This is a genomic window from Duganella sp. S19_KUP01_CR8 (assembly GCF_036688705.1).
Taxonomy (GTDB): Bacteria; Pseudomonadota; Gammaproteobacteria; order Burkholderiales; family Burkholderiaceae_D; genus Rugamonas.
This window is the reverse complement of sequence record NZ_JAQQPR010000006.1, coordinates 1-26,262: the sequence shown is the minus strand read 5'-3', so window position 1 is coordinate 26,262 and position 26,262 is coordinate 1. Positions and strand designations below refer to the sequence as shown.

Genomic DNA, 26,262 nt, shown 5'->3' with positions numbered 1-26,262 from the left:
GTCAGGCCGCGAGGCGTTTCATGGTTTGGGGTTGACGGGCCGGCGCGCGCAGCGCGCGCACCTTGCGGGTGCTGCCGAATTTGAACAGGCTGACCGCCTGCGTCAGGCCGCCCGCCTCCAGCGCCAGGCTGGCGGTGGCGGCGGCCGCTTCCTCGACCAGCGCGGCATTCTGCTGCGTGACCTGGTCCATGTGGGCGATGGCGGCGTTGACCTGGTCGACGCCGATGCTCTGCTCGTGCGAGGCCACCGAGATATCGTGCATGATGGCCGTCACCTGCTGCACCGAGGCCACCACTTCCTTCATGGTGGCGCCGGCGCGGTCGACCTGCACCATGCCGTCGCTGACCTTGCCGACCGAAACGTTGATCAGGTTCTTGATGTCCTTGGCGGCGGTGGCGCTGCGCTGGGCCAGGTTGCGCACCTCGCCGGCGACCACCGCGAAACCGCGTCCCTGCTCGCCGGCGCGGGCCGCTTCGACCGCCGCGTTCAGCGCCAGGATGTTGGTCTGGAAGGCGATCCCTTCGATCAGGCCGATGATGTCGACGATCTTGCGCGAGGAGCTGTTGATCTCGTCCATGGTGGCGATGACGTCGGCGACGATCTCGCCGCCCTGCACCGCGACGTTGGAGGCGTTCTGCGCCAGCTGGTTGGCCTGCGCCGAGTTGTCGGCGTTCTGCTTGACGGTGGCCGAGAACTGCTCGACGCTGGAGGCGGTCTCCTCCAGGCTGGCGGCCTGCGCCTCGGTGCGGCCGGACAGGTCGGCATTGCCGGCGGCGATCTGGCGGGTGGCCACGGCCATGGTCTCGACGTTGTTGCGGACGTCGCGGATGGTGGCGATCAGGTTGCTGTTCATTTGCTGCAGGGCGCGCAGCAGCTGGCCCACTTCGTCGGTGGACTCGGTCTCGAACGAGCAGGACAGGTCGCCGGCGGCGATGGCGCGGGCGCCGTGCAGTGCGCGCTCCAGCGGTTGCAGCACCGAGGAACGCATGGTGTACCACAGGAAGACGTTGATCAGCAGGCCGACGAAGGTGGCGCCGAAGATGCCGTAGCTGTTGCCGCCGCCGCCCATCAGCGCGGCCGCGCAGACGATCACTTGCAGCACGTTGACCACGCTGGTGGCCAGCCAGATGCGCATCGCCAGCGACACATGGCCCAGGCGCGACAATAGCGTGCCGGCGCCGGAGCGGATCAGCTGGCCGTTCTTGATGCGGATGCCGTGCTTGCCGCCTTCGCGGATGGCGCGGTAGGCCTGTTCGGCTTTTTCGATTTGGCCGCGCTCGGGCTTGACCCGCACCGACATATAGCCGGTGGTCTTGCCGCTTTCGCGGATCGGCGTGACGTTGGCGCGCACCCAGTAGTAGTCGCCGTTTTTGCAGCGGTTCTTGACGATGCCGGTCCACGGCGTGCCGCCCTTGATCGAGTCCCACAGGTCGGCGAAGGCTTCGGTCGGCATGTCGGGATGGCGCACGATGTTTTGCGGCGCGCCCAGCAGCTCCGCCTCGCTGAATCCGCTGATTTGCGTGAAGTAGGGATTTACATAGACAATATTGCCATTTAAGTCAGTTTTTGAGACGATGGCCTGGTCGTCCAGGACTTCCACTTCACGGTTGCTGACGGGCTGGTTGTTGCGCATGTTGGGACTCCGATCGAATTATTGCTCTATCGCAATTGACCCGACCAGTTTACGTAGTCCGACGCGCAATTTTATTGATGTGGATCAAAATTCCCCAGATTGGGATAGCAAAGGAAATCATGGAACTGCAACGCCCTATAGGAATTTTTGACGCCGGCATCGGCAGCTACGCCATCGTCGAACGCGTGCGGGCGGCCTTCCCGGCGCAGGACATCGTGTATTTCGCCGACCGCGCCAGTTTCCCCTACGGCGCGAAAACGCCGCAGCAGTTGCTGAACGTGGTGCAAAGTGCTACCGAATATTTGCAGGCGCAGGGTTGCGTGGCGGTGGTGCTGGCGTCCAACGCGCCCAGCGTGGTGGTGCTGGAGCCGTTGCGGGCGGCGGTGTCGGTGCCGGTGATTGGCATCTTCCCGCCGGTGGCGGAGGCGGTGCGGCGCTCGGCCAGCGGCCGGGTGGCGGTGCTGGGCGTGCGTTCGATGGTGGAGAGCGCCGCCATGCAGGCCTATGCGGACGCCCATCGCGGCGATGGCGAGGTGCTGCTGGTGAACGCCTCGGCGCTGGTGGAGCTTGTGGAAAACTTCGCCTTTGTCCACAGGCTCCAGGAAACCCAGGCCACCATCAGCGGTTTCATCGCCGAGCTGCGCGCCGCCCATCCGCAGGTGGATGTGATGACGATGTCGTCCACCCACCTGCCGTGGCTCAAGCCCTTCTTCGTGGCGGCCGCGCCGGATGTGCAATTCCTCGATCCGGCCGACAGCGTGCTGGCCGAACTGGCGCCGCACACCAGCGCCGGTGGCGGCCGCACGCGCTGCGTGGCCACCGCCAGTGCCGAGCTGGGCCTGGATGATTTCAATATCGCGCTGCGCGCTTTGGGCACGCCACTGCAGGCCGAGCTGGCGGTGTAGACGCCTAGGCCGTCAACGGCCGCAGCGTGCCGACCGCGTAGCCCTGGGCATAGTCCAGACCCAGCTCGCGCACCACGGCCAGGGTCGGCTCGTCCTCGACGTATTCAGCCACGGTGCAGATGCCCATCACGTGGCCGACCTCGTTGATGGCCTTGACCATGGCGCGGTTGATGGCGTTGTTGGCGATGTCGCGGATGAACACGCCGTCGATCTTGAGGAAGTCCACCGGCAGCGCCTTCAGGTAGGCGAACGAGGACAGGCCGCTGCCGAAGTCGTCCAGCGAAAAGCGGCAGCCCAGCGCCTTCAGCCCGGCCATGAAATCCTGCGCCTTGATCAGGTTGGCGATCACGGCGGTCTCGGTGATTTCAAAGCAGATCTGCTCGGGCGCGATGCCGTGCTCGGCGAACTGCTCGATGATGTAGTCGTGCAGACCCTCGTCGCTCAGCGAGCTGCCCGACAGGTTGACCGAGTACTGGGCCGGCGCCGGCGGCTGTTCGCCCGCGCTGCTGCGCGTGCGTTGCACGTAGCGGCAGACGGCGCGTATCACCCAGCGGTCGATCGCCGTCATCATGTCGTAGCGCTCGGCGGCGGGGATGAAGGCGCCCGGCAGGATCAGCTCGCCCCTGGCGGGCTGGATGCGGATCAGCACTTCGTCGTGCGTCTCTTGATGCTGGCCGAGGCCGACGATGGGCTGGGCGTACAGCCGGAAGTACTGGTGCTCGAAGGCTTCGTTCAGGCGCGACACCCACTGCATCTCGCCCTGGCGGCGGGCCAGCCGCAAGTCCGAGTCCTGGTACAGGTGCACGCGGTTGCGGCCGCGCTCCTTGGCCAGGTAGCAGGCCTGGTCGGCGGCGATCAGCAGCTCGGTCATGGACTTGCTGTGGTGGTTGATTTCGACCAGACCGATGCTGACGCCCAGCTCGAAGGTGTGGTGGTCCCACACGAAGCGGAAGTTCTTGATCGATTGGCGCAGCTGGTCGGCGATCAGCAGCGCCTGGTCGGGCGGGCAGTGCGGCAGCAGCACGCCCAGTTCGTCGCCGCCGAGGCGGGCCAGGATGTCGCTGTCGCGCATCTGCGTTTGCAGCATCTTGGCCAGCAGTTGCAGTAGCAGGTCGCCGGCGGTGTGGCCGCAGGTGTCGTTGACGATCTTGAACTGGTCCAGGTCCATGTACAGCAGCGCGTGCACATGGTTTTCCTCCTTGGCGTTGTGCAGCACGGCGGCGATCTGCACTTCGAATTCACGCCGGTTGATCAGGCCGGTGAGCGTGTCGTGGCTGGCGTTCCACGACAGCTGCTTGCTGAGCTTGCGCTCGTGGCTGACGTCGCGAAACACCACCACCGCGCCCAGCAATTCGCCGCTGTCGGACCAGATCGGCGCGGCCGATTCCTCCACCGCGATGTGGCGTCCCTCGCGCGTGACCAGCTGGTTTTGCGACGACATGCCGATCGCCTGCCTGAGCCGCAGGCATTGCAGCGCCACGTGTTCCGGGATGGGCGCGCCGGCGTCGTCGATCAGCTTGAGCGTGGCGGCGATGTGCAGGCCGCGCGCCTGGTCCAGCGTCCAGCCGGTCAGCTGTTCGGCGATGTAGTTCAGGTAGTCGGTTTCGCCCTCGGCGTTGGTGGTGATCACGCCCTCGCCGATCGAGCGCAGCGTGACGGCGGCCAGCTCGCGCTGGCGCGACGTGGCCTGTTCGTTTTCCTTGCGCTCGGTGATGTCCCAGACGATGCCCAGCGTGCCGACCGGCCGCTGCTGCTCGTCGCAGAACACATGGGCCTTGGCGGCCAGCCAGTGGCGGCTGCCGTCCGGCCACAGCACCCGGTACTCGACTTCATAGCCGGTGCCCTGGTCGACCGCGTCCTGCATGGTCTCGAGCAGCTGGCTGCGGTCTTCGGGATGGACGCATTGCAGAAAATTGGAGAACGACTGCGTCTGGTCGCCGACCGGCAGGCCCAGCAGACTGGTGCCGTCGCCAAACCACTTGACCGAGCTGTCGATGACCTTGCCGTCCGACAGCTCGGAATCCCAGATCATCATGCGCGCGGCGTCCAGCGCCATGCGCAGATGTCGCTGCATTTGTTCCATGCTTGTCCTCCTTCGCTGTTTGAGCGAAAAGGTGGCAGGGAGTTCCGTGCTGGGCGACTTATTTTTTCTGTTTAAATAGTTTTAATAGTTTTCCGCCCAGCATCACCAGCGCCAGCGCCAGCGCGCCGGCGACGATGCCGGCCAGCGCGTCCAGCGTGACCGGCGTGGCCCAGGCCAGCAGCGGTCCCACCGTCGGCACCGTGGCGACCGCTTCGGCGGCGTGGTGGATCAGGTCGTGGGCGCCGGGCAGGCCGTGGGTCAGGATGCCGCCGCCGACCATGAACATGGCCGCCGTGCCCACCACCGACAACAGCTTCATCAGCTTGGGCGCCGCCGCCAGCAGCACGCGGCCCAGCGCGCGCACCGCGCTGCCGCCGCGCTGGCTCAGGTAGAGGCCGGCATCGTCCATCTTGACGATGCCGGCCACGATGCCGTACACGCCCACCGTCATCACCAGCGCGATGCCGACCACCACCGTCACCTGTTGCAGGAAGCTGGCCTCGGCCACCGTGCCCAGCGCGATGACGATGATCTCGGCCGAGAGGATGAAGTCGGTGCGGATCGCGCCCTGGATCTTGTCCTTTTCCAGCGCCACCAGGTCGACGTCGGGATCGCTGACGGCGTCGGCCAGTTCGCCCAGGTGCTGGTCTTCCTCGCCCTTGTGCAGCACGTTGTGGGCGATTTTCTCGAAGCCTTCGAAGCACAGGTACAGGCCGCCGATCATCAGCAGCGGCGTGATGCCCCACGGCGCGAAAGCGCTGATCGCCAGCGCGGCCGGCACCAGGATGGCCTTGTTTTTCAGCGAGCCGACCGCCACCGCCCACACCACCGGCAGTTCGCGGTCGGCGCGCACGCCGGCCACTTGCTGGGCGTTCAGGGCCAGGTCGTCGCCGAGCACGCCGGCGGTTTTCTTGGCCGCCATCTTGCTCATCAGGGCGACGTCGTCGAGGATGGTGGCGATGTCGTCGATCAGCGCCAGCAGACTGGTACCGGCCATTAGCGGTGCTCCTGCGGAGGTTGGGTCATATGGATTCCTTGGTTGATAAGCAATATTAACCGATGACGGGCCGGGCGGCGAGCCGCCAACGCCGCTACAATGTATTCTGCCCCGCAGCACGGTGCTGCGGCTGACCGCACGGGATAATCATGAGCTTTGCCACCTGGATCACCTTTTTCATCGCCGCCTGCATCATCGCCGTCTCGCCCGGCTCGGGCGCGGTGCTGTCGATGTCGCACGGCCTGTCGTTCGGCGTGCGCCGCACCACCGCCACCATCCTCGGCCTGCAGAGCGGCTTGATGATGATTTTCTTCATCGCCGGCGCCGGCGTCGGCTCCTTGCTGCTGGCTTCGGAAGTGGCGTTCAGCGTGGTCAAGACGGTGGGCGCGTTGTACCTGATTTACCTGGGCCTGAGCCAGTGGCGCGCCAAGGTCAGCATCAGCGCCGAGCAGGACCGCGCGGAAGTGATGGTGCCGAGCGCCAAAAAACGCTTCCTGACCGGCTTCCTGACCAATGCCACCAATCCCAAGGGCATTATTTTCATGGTGGCGGTGTTGCCGCAGTTTATAACCCAGGGCGCGCCGCTGTTGCCGCAACTGCTGATCCTGGCGGCCACCATGTGCTGCATCGACCTGGTGGTAATGCACAGCTACGCCTTCCTGGCCTCGTCCATGCAGCGCTATTTCCGCGACGCCGGCGCCGTCAAGAAGCAGAACCGGGTGTTCGGCGGCTTGCTGATGGCGGTCGGCGCGGCCTTGTTCTTCGTCAAGCGGGGCGGCGCAAGTGCCTGATTTGCCTGAGATGTGTAACGCGGTGTAAGCCCGGTAGTCGAATTCCTTGCCGCAGCGTTAAATAATAAATAAACAAGGAGACGCCGTCATGAGTCGCAAGTTGATCCAAATCGCCGTGCTGGCCGCCCTGGCCGGCTTCAGTTCGTTCGCACTGGCGGACCCGCCCGCCATGGTCGGCCGCATTTCCGCAGTGCAGGGCCAGGTCACGCTGGTCGGCGACGACGAGCCCATGGCCGCGTCGCTGAACTGGCCGGTCACCGGCGCCAGCCACCTGACCACGGCCAGCGGCGCCCGCACCGAATTCCGCGTCGGCTCGACGGCGGTGCGGCTGGATGGCGACTCCGACCTGGAAATCATCGACCTGGACGACGACCTGCTGCACCTGCGCCTGAATTATGGCAGCGTCAGCATCCGCGTGCGCAGCCCGGAGCTGCTGCGCGATTTTGAATTGAGCACGCCGCAGGCGCGCATCACCCTGCTCGAACCCGGCCTGGTGCGGATCGACGCCGAGCGCGTCGCCGACACCAGCCAGATCAGCGTGCTGGCCGGCAGCGCGCGGGTGGACGGCGCCGGCTCGTCGGTGACGGTCAGCCCCGGCCGCCATGTCGACGTCAGCAGCGTGGATGTCAGCACCAGCGTGGCCCGGCGCGACGGCTTCGATGTCTGGTCCGACGAGCGCGACCGCGCCGCCGAGGCCGTGGTGAGCAGCCGCTTTGTTTCCACCGGCATGACCGGCTACGAGGAACTGGACCGCAACGGCAGCTGGACCGAGAACGTCGAATACGGCGCGCTGTGGACCCCGCGCAATGTGGCGATCGACTGGGCGCCCTATCGCGACGGCCGCTGGATCTGGCTGGCGCCGTGGGGCTGGACCTGGGTCGACAACGCGCCCTGGGGCTATGCACCCTCGCACTACGGGCGCTGGGTGATGGTCAACCGCCGCTGGTGCTGGGCGCCGGGACGGCCTGCCGGGCGTCCGGTGTGGGCGCCGGCGCTGGTGGGCTGGGTCGGCGGCGAGCATTTCTCGCGCGACCATCGTCCCGGCCTGGGCTGGTTCCCGCTGTCGCCGCGCGAGCGTTACGTGCCGAATTACCGGGTGTCGTCCGATCACGAGCGGCGCCTGGGCTGGACCCACAACGGCAAGCCTTTCGAGCCGCGCACAAGCGTGCCCGGCCAGGTGGAGCGGCGCGACGGCCTGACCGTGCTGCCGCGCGATCAGTTTGAAGGCCGTCACCGCAGCGTGCAGGTGCCGCGTGGCCAGCAGGTGATACCGGCGGCCAGTCTGGCGGCGACCGCCGCGCCGGTGGCGCCGCCGCAACCGTCCATCGCGCGCACGCTGGACACCAACCGCCGTGGCTGGCAAGACCGCGACCATGATGGCCGCCCGGATCGTCCGGCGCGGGTGTTGACTGCGCCGTCGGTGCCGCAGCCGGCGTCCGTGCTGCCGGGCCGGACGCAGACCACGACGCTGGCGCCTGGCCAGTTCGGCCATCCCGACGCGCCGCCGCAAACCATCCAGCCGGGCGATGTACGCATCGATGTGCGGACGCACGGCCGGCCGAACCAGACGCCGGGCACGCCGTATATCCAGCAAGCCAATCCGGTGCTGGCGCCGGCGCCGACGATCCAGCAGGCCAATCCGCCGATCACGGTGACGCCGAATATCCAGAAACCCAATCCGCCGATCACGGCGGCGCCGGTGGCGGCGCCCACCGTGCCGACGCCGTTCCCGGCCAACCGTGAGCGCTACGAGCGCGATAGGGATGACAATCGCCGTCCGTACCGGCAGCAGGAAGAGCGGCATCAGGTGCAGCAACCTCAGCAGCAGGTGCAGCCGCAAATGCCGCAACAACCACAGCAGCCGATCCAGCCGCAGCGTCCGCAGCCGCAAATCCAGCCGCAGGTGCAGCAGCCGATCCAGCAGCAGGTCCAGCAACGTCCGCAGCCGCAACCTCAGCCGCAGGCTCAGCCGCAACCACGTGACAACCGCGACAGCGGCCGCGACAAGCAGCAGGAACGCCGCAAGGAGGAAGGAAAGGACCGCGGCGACAGCCGGCATCAAAACCGCGAGTAACCGTCTGATCCGGGAAATAGGTCGTTCAGGGAGCCAAAACAGCAGTTCATCACATTCGGATGGACTTTATCTGTTGCAATGTATAATGTTGCATTATTGATAAACCCGGTGGGAAGCGTGAGAACAAGGATGGCAGCATCCGCCACGCAGGACCATCGAGACTGTTCCCCTTTGCCCCAACTATTTTCCGGATTTTTCCCAATTTCCGATCAGAGAATAGTTTTTCGCCAGCCCTCGGGCTGGCTTTTTTTTGGCGCGGCGGCTTAGCCCTGCTCCGCCTTCAGGCGCAGCCGCGCCCGCCATTCGCCCAGCGCCGACAGCGCGCCCTGGAATTCGCGTTCGATCAGGTCGGCCTCGGCCGCCGTGACCTTGCCGTCCAGCAGCGCGGTCGATACCGCTTCCGCCACCGCCCCCACCTGGCTCATCACCTTGCACACGGTCTGCGACAGGTCGTCGTCGCCGATCTTTTCCGGAGACGGCACGACGAAGGCCGCCATGCCGTGGCGCACCAGCAGCGCGTGCAGCGGCAGGTGGGCGTCGGCCACGCCGGCCTGGTGGCACAGGTCCACCACCGCCGAGACTTCCTCGAACGAAGGGTAGTGCGAGGCGATGGTCGGCGCCAGCTTGTTGCGCAGGACGTTGACCGAGATGCCCATCGCCTGCGCCAGCGCGTCGATGCCGCCGGGATAGCTGCGCGCCACTTTGTAGAGCGCGTCGTGTTGATTCATGTCCAGATATTTGCGTGTCATGGTGAAGCTAGCCTTTTATTACCGATGCAGTCGCCGACGCGCGGCGCTATGCTGATTTTCATTCAACTTCTTTACGAAACGACATCATGAAGTCCTTCCATACTGCGCTGTTACTGACGCTGTGCCTTGCGCTAGGCACCGATGGGCTGGCGGAGGCGCGTCCGTCTTCACATTCTGGCACATCGTCGTCGTATAAAAGTGGATTTTCTTCACAAAAGAACAACTCCACGCGGAGCTCGCCGGTCGCGCCGCCGGCCAATCGCCAGAGCGGTCCCGGCGCCTTCGGCAAGGCGCCAGGCTCGCCGGCCTCGGCCACGCCGCGCAACACCTCGGCCGCCTCGCGCGACCTGGACCAGAGCGCGGCCCAGGCCAACGCCCTGAAAACGCTGGACGCGCGCCGGGCCGCCGCCGCCGCGCCGACCACGCCGCCGCCGCCGCCACTAAGCGATACGGTTTCGCGGTCGCAGCCGTCGCCGGTGTATCAGGCGCCGCCGGTGTACCAGCAGGCGCCGGTCATCGTGCAGCAGCCAAGTAACGGCCTGATGCATGGCGTGCTGGGCTTCATGCTGGGACGGGCGATGAGCCAGAGCCATCAGCCGGTGTCGTACCCGACCACAACGGCGCCCGCCGCCGGCAGCCCGGCCCCGGCCCCGGCAGACAACGCCGCCGTCCAGGCCGGCATGGTCAACGGCATGCCGGGACTGGGTGATCCGGTCCCGGCCGCCCAAGCGCCAGCCCCTGCGCCGTCCTTCCTGGCCACGGTGGCGCGCTGGCTGGTCTGGCTGGGCGTGCTGAGCGTGATGGCGTGGGCGCTGGTGTACACGGTGCGCAAGCTGCGCCGCCTGCGGTCCGGAAACGCGACGAATTATTCATTTGAAAGGAATTGAGATGGGCTGGTCGGATGCATACAACTACCTGCGCAATGGCGCTGCCAAGCTGGGCGGGGCCGAGGCGCCGCGCACGGACCAGGGCTTGCCGCTGGGCGCGCGCATCGGCAGCGTGATCCAGTTGCAGCAATCGCCGCTGCTGCGCGCCGCCGGTGAAGGCTCGCTGATCGCCCTGCCGGACGAAGGCGACAACCGCATCGTGGCGGTGTCGCAGATCCGGCTCAAGCAGAACGGCGGCCTGTACCGCTATTACCTGGACACCGGTGACCGGGAGTCGAAAGAGAAGTTCCTGCAGGTGTACCAGGACGCGCAGGGCCAGGTGGCCGAAGTGATGTATTGCACCCAGCTGGCCCGGGTAATCCCGGAAACGGTGGAAGACCAGGAAGCCTACATGGGCCTGGCCGGCGCCGGCCTGGGCGACCGCAGCTACACGCTGTGGCGCGAGCAGCTGGGCGATGTCGGGCTGGACGAGGCCGATCTCGACCTGGTGTTCGGCGAGCGCGACGGCGTCGACTACTGGCGCGACGCCGGCGACCCGAACGCCGAGTTCGTCACGCCGTTCTCCGGCACCGAGACCCGGCTGGACGACGCCAGCGGCCGCACCGGCCTGCGCCAGGAAATGTACTTCATGCCGTATGTGCGCCAGCTGCGCAGCGGCGGCAACGAATATTTGCTGATCACGACTGAAATCATCAACAGCGTGAACGGCGATGCATCAAAACGCGGGATCCATGTCGACTTCGTCATTGGTATCCCGGTTGAGCAGCAACGCGTCGTTATTCAATGACGCGCAACTTTTTAAGGACGACTGACATGAGCAACTTGAATGGCTGGGGTTTGACCGCGCGCTTGATTTCCAAACATTTTGGCGCGCTGGGCGACCGTGTTTCCGAAGCGATCGCCAATTTTGATCCGGAAACGGCCACCGAGGCCGACCGCGACCGGCTGGCCGACAGCCTGCGCCAGACCGCGCAAAAACTGGCCGCCGCCCGCAGCTCCTTCGACAAGGAAGCGGCCGACGTGGTCAAGCTGCGCCAGCTGATCGCCACCGACGAGCAGGCGGCCGGCACCCTGGCCGACCGCCTGGCCGCCGGCAAGATCTCGGAGGCGACCATCACCCTGTTCTGCGACGAGCTGGAAGGCAACAAGGCGCGCATGCCGCAGGAATTGCAGGAGGAAGCCGACGCCCGCCAGTACATGGACGAACTGCAAACCATCGTCGATGCGCTGTCCAGGCAGCTGGCCGAGTTCGATTCGGCGGCGAAGAAGGCGATGCAGGCCTTGGCCTCGGCCCGCGCCCAGCAGGATCTGCAGAACCTGCGCGCCGAGCGCCAGAGCCAGCTGGCCGGCCTGTCCGGCATGCGCGGCAATTCCAGCGCGCTGAACGCGCTGACCCGCCGCGCCCAGGCCATCAGCAACGAGGCGGCCGGCATGAAGATCGTCACCGACATCGGCCAGCGTCCGTACGAGCAGGCCGCCGAGCTGGAGGCGATCCGCAAGTCGGTCGGCCAGCCTGGCGTCGCCAACGAATCGGCGCTGGCGCGCTTGCAGCGGCTGTCCGGCCAGCAGCCGGCGCAGCTGGCCGCGCCGCAGGAAGCGGCCACTCTGGCGCTGGGCAAAGCGTAAGCCTGCGCTGAATTGGCTACAATAGAGGCCGGTGGCGTCGCGTTGACGCCGCCGGTTTTCTTTTTTGATTGGAATGAATATGCAAGCGATCCCGCCGTCAGAGTCCCTCATCGAGTACCCGAGCGACTTCCCGATCAAGGTGATGGGCCCGACTCATATCGATTTCGCCCCGACCATCGTGCTGGTGGTGCAAAAGCACGACAAGGATTTCCATGAAGGCAAAATGGAAGTGCGTCCTTCGCCCAAGGGCAATTACACCGGCCTGACCGTGACCATCCGCGCCATCAGCCGCGAGCAGCTCGACGCGTTGTATAACGAGCTGTCGGCTCACCCGATGGTCAAAATCGTCATGTAATGAACGCCGTCGTTCCCCCCACTGGGGGAAACGACTTCCCGCGCAGGCGGGAACCCATAGAACGCTGGCTTAGCCGGCTAAGTATGGATTCCCGCCTGCGCGGGAATGACGACGTCAGGCTTGCTGGCGCTGGAAGACGGCGATCTCCTCCAGCAGCCAGTCGCGGAACGCCTGCACCTGCGGCCTGCCGGCCGCGCCGGGCGGCGACACGAAAAAGTACTCGTCCGGGCACGGCGTTGCGGTATCGAACAGCCGCAGCAGTTGCCCGGAGGCGATCTCCTGCATCGCCACCACATGGCGCACCAGCGCCACCCCGTTGCCGTCGGCGGCGGAGCGTATCAGCATCGACAAATCCTCGAACATCAAGCCGCCGGCCGGTTCGGCCATGTCGACCCCGGCCGCGCGCAGCCATGGCGACCACGGCTCCACCGAGCGCAGCAGCGTGTGCTGGCGCAACTCATGCGGTGAGGCCGGTTGCTGCCCACCGCGATAGTGGGGACTCACTACGGGATAGTAGACGTCGCCCATCAGCCGCTGCACCACCAGCCCCGGGTAGTTGCCGCGCCCGAAGCGGATGCCGACATCGATGCCGTCGCGCGCCAGGTCCTGCAACTGGCCGCTCGATTGCAGCACCACCTCGATATCCGGATACAGGTCGATAAACCGGCCCAGCCGGGGCGCCAGCCAGCGCGCGGCAAACGATGGAATCGATGAAATGGTCAGCCGCTGGTTGACGCTGGAAGCCCGCATGGCGTCGGCCGCGGCGGTGATATCGGCAAAGGATTTGCCTAAAAACTGGGCAAATTTCAGCGCATCGCTAGTTATTTTCACCTGTCGGCCGTGGCGCACGAACAGCGGCCGGCCCAATTCCTCCTCCAAAGCGCGCACCTGATGGCTGATCGCGCCATGCGTCAGATGCAACTCTTCCGCCGCCCGCGAGAAGTTCTCGTGGCGTGCCGCCGCCTCGAAGGCGCGCAGTGCGGAAAAATTGGGCAGGCGGCGGCTAGCGCTCATCAGGTCGGCATGCTGTGGATAACTATGTGAATAAAATTAGCTAGAATCACGAAAATATAACGTTATACAGGCGCTACGGCAAGGCTTACCATGTGAATAAATCTACTCTAGCCGGAGCCATCATGCCATTTGAACTGTACGTCGACAGCCTTTTCACCAGCCCTTACGCTTTGTCGGCCTTTGTTGCGCTGACCGAAAAAGGCTTGCCATTCACCGTCAAGACCGTGGACCTGGAAGCCGGCCAGCAAAAACAAAGCGCCTACACGGCGCGCGCGCTGACCGCCCGCGTGCCGGCGCTGGTTGAGGGAGATTTTGTGTTGACCGAGTCGACCGCCATCACCGAATACCTGGAAGAGAGCTTCCCGGCGCCGGAATACATCGCGCTGTACCCGAAAGACCGGCGCCAGCGCGCCCAGGCGCGGCAGATCCAGGCCTGGCTGCGCAGCGACCTGCTGCCGGTGCGCGCCGAGCGGGACACGGAAACTGTATTTTTTGGCAAGGCTTGCCAGCCGCTGACGGCAGCCGGCCAGGCCGCCGCCGACAAACTGATCCACGCCGCCAGCCAGCTGGTGCAGGAAGGCCGCCCCAACCTGTTCGACAGCTGGTCGCTGGCCGACGTCGACTTGACGCTGATGCTGAACCGCCTGATCCTGAACGGCGACGAGGTGCCGCAAAAGCTCAAGGACTACGCCGCCGGCCAGTGGCAGCGGCCGTCCATCCAGCAGTGGCTGGAGCGTCACCAGCCGGGCTAACCCCGCCAGCCTGGGGTCTGGCCCCGCGGGGTCAGACCCCGACCGGTTGCGGGTTCCAGCCCCGATCGGCGGGCTGATTTATAATGGCGGCATGACGTCTCCTACCCCAACCGAGCCGGCGCTGATACGCCACCTCGGCCTCGCCGACTACGACAGCACTTTCGCCGCGATGCGCGCCTTCACCGACGCGCGCACGCCGGACACCCGCGACGAACTGTGGATCGTCGAGCATCCGCCCGTGTTCACACTGGGCCTGGGCGCCGACCGCGGCCACCTGCTGGCGGGCGCGGATACCATCCCGGTGGTGCAGACCGACCGCGGCGGCGAAGTCACCTTCCACGGCCCCGGCCAAGTGGTGATCTACATGCTGATGGACCTGCGCCGCAACAAGCCGGGCGGCAAGCTGTACGCCCGGCAATTCGTCAATAAAATCGAGCAGGCGATCATCAACGTCTTAGGCGCGTATAATCTCGTCGGTGAGCGCGTTGACGGCGCGCCGGGCATCTACATGGCCGGCGGACCGAAACAAGGCGCCAAAATCGCCGCGCTCGGCTTGAAAGTGCGCGGCAACGGTTGCACCTATCATGGGCTGTCGCTGAATGTGGCGATGGATCTGGCCCCGTTTTCCTGGATTAATCCTTGCGGCTATGCCGGGTTGGAAACGACCGATATGCGCACCGTCGGCGCGACCGCCGTGTTGTCCGACGTGCAACAGCAGCTGGCCGATGAGCTGATCAGCGTGCTGGCGCATGTGGCCGAACCCGCAGTACACGAATAACCAAACTTTGCCCGCGAGGGCACGCAGCCAAATGACTTCTGAAACCACCACCAGCGTTGCCCCGGCTTACAACCCAAGCGAAAAGCAAAAAGGCGCCAGCAAGACCGCGCGCATCCCGATCAAGATCGTGCCGATCGAGCAAGTCGAGCGCCTGAAAAAGCCGGACTGGATCCGCGTTAAGGCGGCCTCGGCGTCGACTCGTTTCTACGAGATCAAGGACATCCTGCGCGAGAACAAGCTGGTGACCGTGTGCGAAGAAGCGAGCTGCCCGAACATCGGCGAATGCTTCGGCAAGGGCACCGCGACCTTCATGATCATGGGCGACAAGTGCACCCGCCGCTGCCCGTTCTGCGACGTCGGCCACGGCCGTCCGGATCCGCTGGACAAGGAAGAGCCGTTCAACCTGTCGAAGACCATCGCCGAGCTGCGTTTGAGCTACGTGGTGATCACCTCGGTCGACCGCGACGACTTGCGTGACGGCGGCGCCGGCCACTTCGTCGAGTGCATCCAGCACACCCGCGCGCTGTCGCCGAAGACCCAGATCGAAGTGCTGGTGCCGGACTTCCGCGGCCGCCTGCAAAAGGCGCTGGACATCTTCAAGGATGGCCTGCCGGACGTGATGAACCACAACCTGGAAACCGTGCCGCGCCTGTACAAGGAAGCGCGTCCGGGTTCGGACTACATGCACTCCTTGCAGCTGCTGAAGGAATTCAAGGAGCTGTACCCTGCGGTGAAGACCAAGTCCGGCATCATGGTCGGACTGGGCGAGACCGACGAAGAGATCCTGCAAGTGATGCGCGACATGCGCGAGCACAACATCGACATGCTGACCATCGGCCAGTACCTGGCGCCGTCGAACAGCCACCTGCCGGTGCGCCGCTACGTGCACCCGGACGTGTTCAAGATGTTCGAAGCGGAAGCCTACAAAATGGGCTTCAAGCACGCCGCCGTCGGCGCCATGGTCCGCAGCTCTTACCACGCGGACGAGCAGGCGCACAACGTGCTGGCCGCCGCTGTATAAAGAAATCAACAGGTTCTTGAGATTGCGAAAGGTAAGTCCTTGAAAGAGGACTTACCTTTTTTTTTAGCTCAAGAAGTTCACAACAAGCGCTTGCCTTCAAGGTGTAGCAGGTCTAGAGTAAAAATTCCTCTGGAGGTGAACATGCCAACCATTGAAATTGATCTGGCGGGCAATCAACTTGCAAATCTGATTGATGCTGCCAAGAATGGAGAAGAGATTCTCCTTGCTAAGAACGGCAACCCGGTTGCGCGATTGGTCGCTATCGACAAACCCACCCCCCACCGCAAATTCGGCTCTATGAAGGGGAAGATCTGGATCGCCGAGGATTTCGACGCACCGCTTCCCGACCATTCATCACGACCCCTTTGACCGCATGCTGGTTGCCCAGGCCATGTGTGAAACGATGAAACTGTTGACCGCCGATCGCGTTTTGGCGGGCTATTCCGATCTCGTCGAGATGGTCTGACTCATGCTGCTGGCGGTGAGTCAGGCGCTGATCAGCTTCAGGTCGAACGCGCGTTCGGCCAGCCACACCACCGCCACCAGCGCGATCACCGCCGAGCCGCCGGTCAGCAGGCGGCGGTAGAACCAGGTGCCGCGCAGCGCGAACGCCAGTGGCAGGAAGGCGGCGACGATGCACAGCTGGCCGATCTCCACGCCCAGGTTGAAGCCGAATAAACTGGTCAGCAAGGCGCCCTGCGGCAGGCCCAGGTCGATCAGCACGCTGGCGAAGCCGAAGCCGTGGATCAGCCCAAACCCGAACGCCGCCACCGGCCGCCGGCCGCGGAACAGCGGATAGATGTTGTTCAGCGCCGCCAGCACCACCGACGCCGCAATCGCCGATTCCACCCAGCGCGATGGCAGCGATATCAGCGACAGGCTGGCCAGCGTCAAGGTCAGCGAGTGCGCCAGCGTGAAGGCCGTCACCACTTTCAGCACGTCGATGAAGGACTCGCGCAGGCTGGCCGACGGCGTGCCGCGCGCGCCCAGCATCACCGCCGGCAGCAGCAGCGACAGCAGGAACAGGATGTGGTCGTAGCCTATCCAGATATGCCACACGCCGTCCTTCACGTAGGCGCCGAATTGCCGCCAGCGGTCCGGCGATGTCAGCGACAAGGTCTGGCGCGCATGCGCGGGATCGAAAATCGCGGTGGACGTCGCGCCGTCGCGCGTCAAGCGCAGCAAGCCTTTGTGCTGCGGATCGAGATCGGCGAACAGCTGGTAGTTGATGATCAGCGCCGTTACCGGACCGGGGCAGGCCGCATGAAAACGCAGCACGCTGTAGGCGCCGTCGGTGTGATCGTCGACCAGCTGCTGGTCGGTGTCGATGCGGCAGGCGCCTTGGTCGGTGGCGATGCCCAAGCGCTCCAGCGCATACGCCGCGATCGTCGCGTGCCGCGCGCGGATCTCGTCCCACGTCAGCTTGCCGTCGCCATCCTGGTCTAGACCGATGGCGAAATCCAGGTCGCGCAGCGCGATGTCCCACTGGCCGGTGATGCGTTCACCCTGCACCTCCAGCGACAGATAGCTGTCGCTGGGCTTGTGCGCATAGGCGGGCAGCGCCGCGCCGCACAGCAGCGCAAAAAATAGCAGCAGGCGTTTCATCATGTCCCCGCTTGCAGTTGGCGGATCAGGCGCGTTGCGGCCACGTCCTCGGTGTGATTCAGCGCGACCCAGTCCAGCACCGGCTTGGCGGCGTTGGCGTCGCGCGCCTGCAGCGCCGATTCCAGATAGATGCGGATGTCGGCCGCTTCCTTTTGCACCGCCCAGTTCCTGCGCGCCAGCGTCAGCGCGGCGGCCGGATCGTGGCGCAGCATCAGTTCGAAGCGCGCCTGTTCGCGCTGATGTACGGTGTCGCCGCGTTGGGCGGCGGCGTCGAAGCGGGCCGCCAGTTTCTTCACGTCCGAAGCCAGGGCTACGCGTGCGGCGTTACTCTGCTGCTGCTGCTGCAACGCCAGTGCGCGACGCAGCAGTAGCGCGTCGATGCGGGTCTGGTCCTTCAGCAGCGTGGCGGCTTCGTTCGCGCGCCGCTGCTCCAGCAGGAAATCGGCATAGGCGCCCAGCAGGTAGCTGTCGCGCGGGCTGAGCGCCAGCGCGCGTTGGTAGCGCGCCTCGGCGATGTCGGCCGCGCCGCGCCGTTGCGCCATCTCCGCCAACAGCGTCAGTGCCCACACCTGAAGCTCGGCCGGCGCGTTGCTGCTGCGTTCCAGCGTCAGGTCCAGCAGCTGTTCGCTCTTCAAGGAGCGCCCGGTCGCCGCACCGACGTTGGCGATGCAGGTGATGGTGATCAGTTCTATCGACATCGCCGACAGGTGGGCGCAGCTGGCGGTGGCGCCGGCGTAGTCGCCTTGCACGGTTTGCACGGTGGCCTGTGTCAGCCATGCCTGCGCATTGTGCGGATCGGCCGCCAGCACGGCCTTCAGATCGTCCATCGCCGGCTTGAACTGGTGGGTACTTTGCAGCAGCGTGGCGCGCAGCAGGCGCACCGGCGCCGGCGGCGACGACAGCCACCACCACGGCGCCAGCGCCGCCTGTGCGTAGCCGAGGTAGCGTGGATCGGTCTCGCTGCGGGCAAGGCCGATGTAGCGCGTGGCTAGGCTGGTGGCCAATGCCATATCGTTGGGGCGCGCGTTCAATTCACTGCGCATGCGGCGCAGTTCCTGCTGCACCGGGTCGCCACGGCGCGGCAGCGTCTCGACGACCTGCTGCCCGGTGGCGGGTATGTATGGCGCCGCCTGCGCCGCAGCGGCGAAGCACGACAACAGCAGCGCAAATAATGGTTTCTTCATGATGACCTCAAAACGGCGGAAAGGGCGGACCATATTGCGCCCGCCCTTGTGCTGCATGGCTTACTTGTATGCGACCGGTTCCGTATCCTCCGGCGCGGTGGCGACCACGCTATCTGTCGCCATCGGCTCGGTGGAGGTTTCGCTGCCATCGCCGATGATGGCCAGTATCGCCGTGTAGAACGCATCGAGCGTCACCACCGGCGGCGGTGGCGGCGGCGGCGTGACCGGCGTGTGGTCTTCGTAGTGGGTGCTGCCCCCGCATGCGCTGAGCACCAGCAGCGCAATCAGGCCGAGGTACTTCATGGCTTGCTCCGGGCGGACGTGATGCCCGAGGTTTGCGGCGAACCGGCGATCGGCGTCTTCAGGTACGGGAAGGCGGCGGTGAAGAAGCTGTCGTCCAGGTAGGCGCCGTCGGTGAAGTGCAGGCCGCCGGCTGCCGCGTCGGCGGGCGCGCAGCCCAGGTTCAGCGTGCACAGTTTGCCCATCACCACGCGCAGCGCGATATCGACCACGTCGTCGCCGGGACGGCGGCCGTTGGGGAAGCCGGCATTGTCGCCGCCGATCACGCCCAGGCGGTTCTGCGCGCCCATCGCGACGGCCGGCGTCGAGGTGTTCAGGCGCAGCATCTCCGAAGCGACCACGGTGGCCGGCTGGTTCAGGCCTTTGACGCCGGTGAGGAAGGTCGCCACCAGGTCGTTGCGCGGGAAGTTGGTCGGCGCCTTGGCGCCGGCGCTGCCGTACAGGATTTCAATCAGCGCCGGCAGCGTTGGATTGGTGACGTAGGTCGCGAACTGCGCATCGCCGGAAGGCTTGCTGCTGTTGAAGGTGTCCTTGTCCTTCAGGCCGATGACGACTTCATTCACCAGCGGCATGCCGAGGCGCGATACCTGGGTCCAGGCGCCGCCCTCCTTCGATGGCGAGCTGGCATTCGGCGTCGGATTCAGCAGGCGCGCCTGGCGCACGCTGGCCGTGGTCCAGCCGCCGATCACGGGATCGGTGCTGCCGGCCGCGGTCAGGCAGGAGGCGGCGACTTCCAGTTCGATCGAGGTGACGTTCTTGTCGTCCAGGTCGTCCCTGGCGGCCTTCTCGGCATTGGCGTTGAACTCGGTGGCCGGGGCCTTGATGTTCACCAGGTCGAAGGTCTCGCCGAGGTTGACCACGAACGGGTCCTTGCGCTGGCCGACGAACATGCGCGCCGGCGTGCTGCAGCCGGGGATGTTGATGTTGTACATGTGGGCGGCGGCATAGGCCGCGTAGTTCGGTATCGACTTGTTGCCGATGTTGTCGAGTGGCTTGTCGAAGGTGATGACGCCGTCGGCCGCGTTGCTGACGTAGGCCTTGGTGCCGGTGCGGCGGTCGCCGCGCACCACGCTCACGGTGTAGGTTTCGCGCACGTTGGCGCCGGCCGCGTTGGGACCGGCGATGGCGCCGCCGTTGATCACCAGCGGTATCGATACCTGCTTGCCGCCGACGGTGAGCTTGGTGTCCTTGTTGGCGTTGTTGAAGCGGAACTGGAAGGTCAGGTCTTCCTTGGCGTCGCCGTTGTTGTCGATGTGTATCTCGTACAGCGCGTTCGGGTCCATGGCGAAGTAGTTCGGGCCGCCGTAGGCATCCTGCAGCGGGATGTAGTTGGCGATCAGGGTGACGAAGCCGGCGCGGCCGCTTTCATAGCTGCGGAACATGTAGAAATCGGTGCCGTCGACCTTAGGACTCTGCGCGACGAACGGCGCTTCGCGGTGGCTGGACGCCATGGCCGCTGGTGCGAATGCGCTTGCCACGGCGCCGATGACGGCCGCGCGCATCGCGTGTTTGACGATAGTTTGCATTTCGTTTTCTCCCCCAATAGGTTGATTTGCCAGGTACTGCGTCTTGATATACGGTGCTGGCCGCGCGCCGGATTCAAATTAGATAAGATTTATCGCTTAAAAATTCCTGCTCAATGTCAGCCGCAGCGTGCGCGGCTCGACCGGATGGACGTGCACGCCGCTGACGCCTTCTGCCGGCTCGCCCGGCAAGCGCGACGCGTAGTAGTAATCGATGTCGCTGGCGCGGCGGTTGAACAGGTTGAAGCCGTCCAGCGTCAGCCTGGTCTTGCGGTCCAGCTGGTAGCTGATGCGGCCGTAGGCCAGCGTGGTGGCGGCCGAGCGCACGCTGTTGTCCTCGATCAGCGGACGCGGACCGAAGTAGCGCAGCTCGAAGCCGCCGGACCAGCGGCCGATGTCCTTGACCGTCACGCCGAACGACGCCACCTTGTCCAGCGCCTCCGGCACGTAGTTGCCGGCCGGGTCGTTGCGGCGATAGCGCGCGCGCGAGGCCGACAGGTCGAGATCGAACAGCAGCCATGGCGCGGCGACGTAGTGGTTGCTCCACTCGATGCCGCGGCGGCGGCTGGGGCGGCTGGCCTCGGTGTCGCCGCTGTCGCCGGCGAACACCAGTTCGGAATCGATATCGAGCGTCCACAGCGACATGGAACTTTGCAGGCCGGGCAACCACTCGCTGCGCAAGCCCAGCTCGGCGCCGCGCGTGCCCACCAGCGGCGTGGCCGGATCGGCGGCCTTGAGCACGCCGCGTGCGTCGTTGCTGTGGAAGCCGGCGCCGTAGTTGACGAAGTACTCGGTCCGGTTCCACGGGCCGAAGATCAGCGACAGCTTGGGCGACGCCTTGTGCGCTTCGGCGCGGCTGCCGTTGACGTTGAAACGGTAGGCGTCATAGCGCAGCCCGGCGATGCTGCGGAAAGCCGGCGACCAGTAGCTGGTGTTTTCCCAATACAGGCCGGCGCTGGCCTGGTTGACGCGGTCTTCGCTGACGGTGGCGATGGGCCGGCGCGCGACCGTGCGGTACAGGCCGAGCGGCGCGATGTGGTCGTTGCGCGTCTGCACGCCGAATTTGTTGCGCATGTTCACACCGGCTAGCTGGCTGACCCAGGTTTGGCTCGCATTGAAGCCGGCCATCGTGCGGCGCTCGCTTTGCTGGAACTGGTCGCCGTTGACCGGGTCGTTGAGCAGATAGGTAAAGTCGCTGTACAGGTCCAGGCTGGAGCGCACCAGATAGGCCGACGCTTCGGTGATGCTGCCCTCGCGGCGCTGGTGCATAGCCCATGCAAGGCTGGTGCGCGAGGTGTCGCCGCCGTCGCTCGGATCGGCGCTGCCGTAGCGGTCCAGGCGGCCGTCGTCCACGGCGCGCTGCGGCAGCTGGTCGGTGGCGTTCCAGCGGTTGCGGTAGGCCATGGCGGTGATGCTGTAGCCGTCCTGCGCGTCGCCGCGCGTGTAGCGCAGCGTGCCGCTGGCCTTGCGCACCTGTTCCGGCGTCTGCCACGGACCGTTGTTGCGGCTCAGTTCCAGGCCGTACAGCAGCGTGCCGCCGGCCGCCGCCAGCGAGTCTGCCAGCACGCCGCGCTGGTAGCCGTAGCTGCCCAGCGTCAGGCTGGCGGAACCTTGCGCCAGCCGGTCGGCGAGCCGGATGTGGGCTGCGCCGGCCGATGAGAAATCGCCTTCGTCGGCGAAGTAGCTGCCCTTCTTGTAGTCGATGCGCTGCACCAGCTCCGGGATCAGGAAGTTCAGGTCCGAATAGCCCTGGCCGTGGGCGTTGCTGCGCATATTGACCGGCATGGCGTCGACGTAGGTGGCGAAGTCGGTGCCGTGGTCGAGGTTGAAGCCGCGCAGGAAGTACTGGTTGGCCTTGCCGTCGCCGCTGTGCTGGGTGACGATCATGCCGGGCACGAATTCCAGCAGCTCGCCGGTGCGCAGCGCCGGCCGGCTGGCGATCAGGCTGGACGTGACCGTGCCCTGGCTGGCCGCGTCCGAGGTGCCGACCGCGTTGTCGTAGTGCGCCAGCACGACGACGCGCGCGGCCGGCGCGCCGTCACCGCTCGTTTCGGCGGCGCAGGCGCCGGCCGCGATGGCGGTGACCAGTCCGGCGATACCGCTCTTGATCATCACTATGCTCCCGCGTTGCGTTTTCGATGAGCCATGTACGCAGCGGCGTGGCGGTCGGATTCAAAATAAATAAGTGGTCGCGCGCATGCGCGATATGGTATTTTTCTCACGCTTGCTACTTTTCTCCACTTCCCCAAGGCCCGCAGTGTCAGACGCGAATACTCTCGATCCCCAGCAGCTGCGCATCTGGCTGCAAGGTGCGGCCAAACGCGACGCCGTCGCATTTCGTTCGCTCTACGATGCGACTTCAGCGAAACTGTTTGGCTTCGCGCTGCGTATATTGGTCAAGCGCGAACTGGCCGAAGAGGTGCTGCAAGAAAGTTTCGTCGCGATCTGGAACAACGCCGGCACCTATCAAAGCCATTTGGCCGCACCCATGACCTGGATGACGACCATCGTCCGCAACAAGGCTTTCGATCTGCTGCGCCGCAGCGATGTGACCACCGAAATCGACGGCGAACAGTTTGACAGCGAGGTTATCAATGCACTGCACGATCCCGGAGCCACGCCCATCGAGGCGCTGGAAATGAGCCGCGACGCCAAGGCGCTGGCCTATTGCATGTCGGCGCTGGAAGGGCTGCACCGGCAGGTGTTGGGCCTGGCTTTTTTCCATGACCTGTCGCACAGCGAAGTGGCGCAGCAGATGGCGCTGCCGATCGGCACCGTCAAGACCTGGATACGCCGCAGCCTCGACAAGCTGAAGACTTGCCTGGCCAAGGGAGAGCGCGCATGAACCTCCGCGACAACGCTCCGCTGCGCGACAAGCTGGCGGCGGAATACGTGCTGGGCACGCTCAAGGGCGGCGCGCGCCGCCGCTTCGAAGGACAGATGCACAACGACGCCGCGCTGCGCCGCATCGTGGTCGAATGGCAGGACCGGCTGGTGCCGCTGGCCGAGTTCTCCACCGCACGGCAGCCGCGCAAGCAGGTGTGGCTGGGCATCGAGCGCCGCCTGAACCTGCCGCGCGCGCATGCGGCGTGGCAGTTCTGGCGCAACGACTCGCTGACGTTCTGGCGTTCGCTGGGCGTGGTGTCGACCGCCGTCGCGGCCTTGCTGGTGGTGACGATCGGCGTGCGCACCTTGCAGGCGCCGCAGCTCGACTACGTGGCCACGCTGACCGACGACAAGGCGCAGACCGCGCTGCTGCTGACCGGCGACAGCCGCCACCAGGCGATGACGGTGCGGGTGGTCGGCGCGGCGGCGGTGCCGGGCGACAAATCGCTGGAACTGTGGGCGGTGCCGAAGTCGGGCAATCCGCGCTCGCTGGGCTTGCTGAACGAGCGTGGCGAGGTCAAGCTGGCGATGACCAGCAAGGCCGTCGGCGACGACGTGGCGCTGCTGGCGGTCACGCTGGAGCCGAAGGGCGGCTCGCCGGATCCCAAGGGGCCGACCGGACCGATCCTGTACAAGGGCAACTGGGTCCGGGTGATGTAGGGGGAAAGTTGCTATCATCGCGGATGTCGGGCGTGAGCCCCATTCGCGAAAGGCAGTCATGGACGCCAGCAAGTTCAACCCGGAATACTTCAACCAGTTCGGCAAGGGCACGCTGCCCGATCACCTGGGCATCGTCATCACCGGCGTGGGCGAAGGCGAGATCGTCGCCGAGTTCGCCGTCACGCCGCAACACCTGGCGCCGAACGGCTTCCTGCACGCCGGCAGCGTGGTGACCCTGGCCGACACCGCCTGCGGCTACGCCTGCTTCTCGCACCTGCCGGAAGGCGCGAACAGTTTCACCACCATCGAATTGAAATCGAACCACCTGGGCACGGCGCGCGACGGCGTCGTGGTCGCGACCGCGAAGGTGGTGCACCTGGGCCGCACCACGCAGGTGTGGGACGCCATCGTCACCAACAAGGCGACTGGTAAGACGATAGCGTTGTTCCGCTGCACACAGATGGTTCTGTACCCGAAATAACTGCTAAATTGGCGTTGGGCATACACGCTTAAGGACCCGAGATGATGACATTCTCCAGGATGGCCGTGCTCGGCCTGCTATTGGCCTCGTCGCTGGCCGCCGCGCAAACGCCTTACACCGATGACGCCACCTACGTCGGCCTCGGCGGCAAGGAGGGCATCAAGAGGATCGTCGATACCTTCATCCCCATGGTGCTGGCCGATCCGCGCATCAAGGACAACTTTGCCGACTTCGACATGGCGCAGCTCAACGTGCGGCTGCAGGAGCAGTTCTGCGAGTTCGCCGGCGGCCCGTGCAAGTACACCGGCAAATACCGCGACAAGACGATGGACGGCGTCGGCACCGTGCGCGACATGGCCACCGTGCACCAGGATTTGAAGATCACCAACGCGATGTTCAACGCGCTGACCGAGGACTTGCAGATCGCGATGGAGCGGAACAACGTGCCCAGCAGCGTATCGAACAAGCTGATCGCCAAGCTGGCGCCGATGCAGCGCGCCATCGTGACCACGACCACGGCCGCGCAGGCCAGGCCGGAGATGGGCAAGTTCCTCGCCACCGGCGGCGTCAGCCAGGTCGAAGGCGCTGGCGGCGGCGGCATCACGCCGTGGGCGCTGATCAGCGGCTATGGCACGCGCGACAGCTGGGGCGCCAACGCGCACTACACCTACATCGACACCCAGGACTACAAGCTCAACAGCTACGGCGTGGCGGTGGGCATCGCCGACCGGCTGGAGCTGTCGCTGGCCACGCAGGAATTCAAGGGCAGCCTGGCGCCGCTGAACCAGCTCAACATCAAGCAGGACATCCTGGGCGTGAAGCTGAAGGTGGCGGGCGACGCCGTCTACGAGCAGGACAGCTGGATGCCGCAGGTGGCGGTCGGCATCCTGTACAAGCGCAACAAGGGGATCGGCGGGCTGGGCGCGCTGGGCGTGACCAATGTGAAGCAGCTGGGCGCCAAGGACGACCATGGCTACGACTACTACGTGGCGGCCACCAAGATCCTGTTCGAGCAGAGCCTGCTGCTAAACGGCACGCTGCGGGCGACCCGCGCCAATCAGATGGGGTTGCTGGGCTTTGGTGGGGACAAGGGCGACAGCATGCGATTGATGCCGGAAATGTCGGTGGCCTACCTGGTCAACCGCAAGCTGGCGCTGGGCGCCGAGTACCGCCGCAAGCCGCACAATCTGGGCGTGGACAACGAGAAGGCGTATTACGACGCCTTCGTCGCCTGGTTCCCGAACAAGCATGTCTCGCTGACGGCGGCGTACGCGCAGCTGGGCGACATCACCGTCTTCAATCCGAAAAAGCAGCACGGCCTGTATCTGTCGCTGCAAACCGGTTTTTAACGCCGCGCGCCGCAATGCCCGTCAGTATGATTTGTAGGGCAGGAATTTGCCGCTCAGGACCACCTGCACGCGGTCGCCCTTGGGATCGGCTTCGCGCTGGATGTCCATCGAGAAGTCGATCGCGCTCATGATGCCGTCGCCGAACTCCTCGTGTATCAATTCCTTGATGGTGGTGCCGTAGACGCTGACGATCTCGTACCAGCGGTAGATCAGCGGGTCGGTCGGCACCGCGGTCGGCAGCGAGCCCTTGTACGGCACGATCTGCAGCCACGCCGCCTCTTCGTCGGTCAGGCCGAACAGCGCCTGCGCCTTGTCGGCCTGGACGCGGCTGAAAGTCATCTGGCCCAGCAGCGCGGCGGTGGTCCACTCCTTGCTCTGGCCGAATTCGGCGGCGAGCTCGGCCCAGCGCAGCTGCTTGGCGACTTTGACGGACAGGATTTTTTGGGTGACTTGGTGGCGATCCATGACGGGCTTTCCGGTGGTTGAGGAGAGCCCAATGTGATGCAAGTGCCGTGCCAGACAGCGGCCTTCCAGGCTTTAAAGCAACCCGGGGTCAGGTCCCCCATTTGAGCATGAGCTCGGCTGTGTAGCCGAGCTCATGCTCAAATG

General features: G+C 65.4%; 26 protein-coding genes and 1 pseudogene. 16 read left to right on the top strand and 11 right to left on the bottom strand.

All coding sequences use genetic code 11. From position 1 onward, the window contains the following. Nucleotide 1: 1 nt before the first annotated feature. Nucleotides 2-1,633, bottom strand: a complete 1,632-nt coding sequence (locus V6M89_RS07695; RefSeq protein WP_332852642.1) for a methyl-accepting chemotaxis protein — start codon at nt 1,631-1,633, stop codon at nt 2-4. A gap of 119 nt (nt 1,634-1,752) precedes the next feature. Here V6M89_RS07695 and V6M89_RS07690 point away from each other — a divergent pair, with 119 nt between their 5' ends. Continuing rightward, nucleotides 1,753-2,538 carry a glutamate racemase gene (locus V6M89_RS07690; protein ID WP_332852641.1) on the top strand — a complete coding sequence of 262 codons (786 nt, stop codon included), beginning with the start codon at nt 1,753-1,755 and terminating at the stop codon, nt 2,536-2,538. 4 nt (nt 2,539-2,542) lie between these two features. On the opposite strand, the gene V6M89_RS07685 is transcribed toward V6M89_RS07690, so the two are convergent. Continuing rightward, complete coding sequence (locus V6M89_RS07685) at nt 2,543-4,621, bottom strand: EAL domain-containing protein (protein WP_332852640.1); 2,079 nt, start codon at nt 4,619-4,621, stop codon at nt 2,543-2,545. Nucleotides 4,622-4,679: 58 nt separating this feature from the next. Beyond that, nucleotides 4,680-5,618, bottom strand: coding sequence for a DUF808 domain-containing protein (locus tag V6M89_RS07680; protein WP_332852639.1), 939 nt, complete (start codon nt 5,616-5,618; stop codon nt 4,680-4,682). A 149-nt stretch (nt 5,619-5,767) separates the two neighbouring features. On the opposite strand from V6M89_RS07680, the gene V6M89_RS07675 reads away from it, so the two are divergent. Then, a complete protein-coding gene (locus V6M89_RS07675; protein ID WP_332852638.1) occupies nt 5,768-6,409 on the top strand; it encodes a LysE family transporter in 642 nt (213 codons plus the stop codon). Between the two features lie 88 nt (nt 6,410-6,497). After that, entirely contained in the window at nt 6,498-8,483 is a 1,986-nt protein-coding gene (locus tag V6M89_RS07670) for a DUF6600 domain-containing protein (protein ID WP_332852637.1), read from the top strand. A 263-nt stretch (nt 8,484-8,746) separates the two neighbouring features. On the opposite strand, the gene V6M89_RS07665 is transcribed toward V6M89_RS07670, so the two are convergent. Next, complete coding sequence (locus tag V6M89_RS07665; RefSeq protein ID WP_332852636.1) at nt 8,747-9,232, bottom strand: phage regulatory CII family protein; 486 nt, start codon at nt 9,230-9,232, stop codon at nt 8,747-8,749. A gap of 86 nt (nt 9,233-9,318) precedes the next feature. Between V6M89_RS07665 and V6M89_RS07660 the strand changes: the two genes are divergently transcribed. The 4 genes from V6M89_RS07660 to V6M89_RS07645 all read left to right on the top strand — a co-directional run bounded on the left by V6M89_RS07660 (nt 9,319) and on the right by V6M89_RS07645 (nt 12,100). After that, complete coding sequence (locus V6M89_RS07660; protein WP_332852635.1) at nt 9,319-10,119, top strand: hypothetical protein; 801 nt, start codon at nt 9,319-9,321, stop codon at nt 10,117-10,119. Nucleotide 10,120: 1 nt separating this feature from the next. After that, entirely contained in the window at nt 10,121-10,906 is a 786-nt protein-coding gene (locus V6M89_RS07655; protein ID WP_332852634.1) for a DUF2491 family protein, read from the top strand. A 26-nt stretch (nt 10,907-10,932) separates the two neighbouring features. Next, the gene (locus V6M89_RS07650) at nt 10,933-11,745 is read left to right on the top strand and encodes a hypothetical protein (RefSeq protein WP_332852633.1); all 813 of its coding nucleotides are present in this window, start codon (nt 10,933-10,935) and stop codon (nt 11,743-11,745) included. Nucleotides 11,746-11,824: 79 nt separating this feature from the next. After that, on the top strand, nt 11,825-12,100 hold the full coding sequence (locus V6M89_RS07645; RefSeq protein ID WP_332852632.1) for a DUF493 family protein: 276 nt from the start codon (nt 11,825-11,827) through the stop codon (nt 12,098-12,100). Nucleotides 12,101-12,214: 114 nt separating this feature from the next. Here the strand turns inward: V6M89_RS07645 and V6M89_RS07640 are convergent, their stop codons facing one another. After that, the gene (locus tag V6M89_RS07640; protein ID WP_332852631.1) at nt 12,215-13,114 is read right to left on the bottom strand and encodes a transcriptional regulator GcvA; all 900 of its coding nucleotides are present in this window, start codon (nt 13,112-13,114) and stop codon (nt 12,215-12,217) included. A gap of 122 nt (nt 13,115-13,236) precedes the next feature. Between V6M89_RS07640 and yfcF the strand changes: the two genes are divergently transcribed. The 4 genes from yfcF (at nt 13,237) to V6M89_RS07620 (ending at nt 16,034) form a co-directional block, all read left to right on the top strand. Further along, complete coding sequence (gene yfcF / locus V6M89_RS07635; RefSeq protein ID WP_332852630.1) at nt 13,237-13,866, top strand: glutathione transferase; 630 nt, start codon at nt 13,237-13,239, stop codon at nt 13,864-13,866. A gap of 91 nt (nt 13,867-13,957) precedes the next feature. After that, a complete protein-coding gene (gene lipB, locus V6M89_RS07630) occupies nt 13,958-14,644 on the top strand; it encodes a lipoyl(octanoyl) transferase LipB (RefSeq protein WP_332852629.1) in 687 nt (228 codons plus the stop codon). Nucleotides 14,645-14,675: 31 nt separating this feature from the next. Continuing rightward, nucleotides 14,676-15,665, top strand: coding sequence for a lipoyl synthase (gene lipA / locus V6M89_RS07625; RefSeq protein ID WP_332852628.1), 990 nt, complete (start codon nt 14,676-14,678; stop codon nt 15,663-15,665). A 141-nt stretch (nt 15,666-15,806) separates the two neighbouring features. After that, nucleotides 15,807-16,034: a type II toxin-antitoxin system Phd/YefM family antitoxin gene (locus tag V6M89_RS07620; protein WP_332852627.1), complete on the top strand. Its 228-nt coding sequence runs from the start codon at nt 15,807-15,809 to the stop codon at nt 16,032-16,034. A gap of 117 nt (nt 16,035-16,151) precedes the next feature. Here the strand turns inward: V6M89_RS07620 and V6M89_RS07615 are convergent, their stop codons facing one another. The 5 genes from V6M89_RS07615 to V6M89_RS07595 all read right to left on the bottom strand — a co-directional run bounded on the left by V6M89_RS07615 (nt 16,152) and on the right by V6M89_RS07595 (nt 22,389). Then, the gene (locus tag V6M89_RS07615) at nt 16,152-17,273 is read right to left on the bottom strand and encodes a HupE/UreJ family protein (protein WP_332852626.1); all 1,122 of its coding nucleotides are present in this window, start codon (nt 17,271-17,273) and stop codon (nt 16,152-16,154) included. Beyond that, nucleotides 17,270-18,454, bottom strand: coding sequence for a tetratricopeptide repeat protein (locus V6M89_RS07610; RefSeq protein ID WP_332852625.1), 1,185 nt, complete (start codon nt 18,452-18,454; stop codon nt 17,270-17,272). The genes V6M89_RS07615 and V6M89_RS07610 overlap by 4 nt, the downstream gene beginning before the upstream one ends. Nucleotides 18,455-18,514: 60 nt before the next feature. After that, a complete protein-coding gene (locus V6M89_RS07605; RefSeq protein WP_332852624.1) occupies nt 18,515-18,757 on the bottom strand; it encodes a hypothetical protein in 243 nt (80 codons plus the stop codon). After that, nucleotides 18,754-20,280 carry a DUF4331 domain-containing protein gene (locus V6M89_RS07600; protein WP_332852623.1) on the bottom strand — a complete coding sequence of 509 codons (1,527 nt, stop codon included), beginning with the start codon at nt 20,278-20,280 and terminating at the stop codon, nt 18,754-18,756. The genes V6M89_RS07605 and V6M89_RS07600 overlap by 4 nt, the downstream gene beginning before the upstream one ends. Before the next feature lie 96 nt (nt 20,281-20,376). Beyond that, a complete protein-coding gene (locus tag V6M89_RS07595; RefSeq protein WP_332852622.1) occupies nt 20,377-22,389 on the bottom strand; it encodes a TonB-dependent receptor in 2,013 nt (670 codons plus the stop codon). Between the two features lie 145 nt (nt 22,390-22,534). Here V6M89_RS07595 and V6M89_RS07590 point away from each other — a divergent pair, with 145 nt between their 5' ends. The 5 genes and pseudogenes from V6M89_RS07590 (at nt 22,535) to V6M89_RS07570 (ending at nt 25,653) form a co-directional block, all read left to right on the top strand. After that, a complete protein-coding gene (locus tag V6M89_RS07590; protein ID WP_332852621.1) occupies nt 22,535-23,122 on the top strand; it encodes a sigma-70 family RNA polymerase sigma factor in 588 nt (195 codons plus the stop codon). Continuing rightward, nucleotides 23,119-23,823, top strand: a complete 705-nt coding sequence (locus V6M89_RS07585; RefSeq protein ID WP_332852620.1) for an anti-sigma factor — start codon at nt 23,119-23,121, stop codon at nt 23,821-23,823. The genes V6M89_RS07590 and V6M89_RS07585 overlap by 4 nt, the downstream gene beginning before the upstream one ends. A gap of 58 nt (nt 23,824-23,881) precedes the next feature. Beyond that, entirely contained in the window at nt 23,882-24,304 is a 423-nt protein-coding gene (locus V6M89_RS07580; protein ID WP_332852619.1) for a PaaI family thioesterase, read from the top strand. A gap of 41 nt (nt 24,305-24,345) precedes the next feature. Continuing rightward, nucleotides 24,346-24,747: pseudogene (locus tag V6M89_RS07575) on the top strand (group I truncated hemoglobin); the annotation flags it as partial. Nucleotides 24,748-24,792: 45 nt separating this feature from the next. After that, nucleotides 24,793-25,653: a DUF3034 family protein gene (locus tag V6M89_RS07570; protein ID WP_332852819.1), complete on the top strand. Its 861-nt coding sequence runs from the start codon at nt 24,793-24,795 to the stop codon at nt 25,651-25,653. Between the two features lie 21 nt (nt 25,654-25,674). Here the strand turns inward: V6M89_RS07570 and cynS are convergent, their stop codons facing one another. After that, nucleotides 25,675-26,118, bottom strand: coding sequence for a cyanase (gene cynS, locus V6M89_RS07565; RefSeq protein WP_332852618.1), 444 nt, complete (start codon nt 26,116-26,118; stop codon nt 25,675-25,677). Nucleotides 26,119-26,262: the final 144 nt, after the last annotated feature.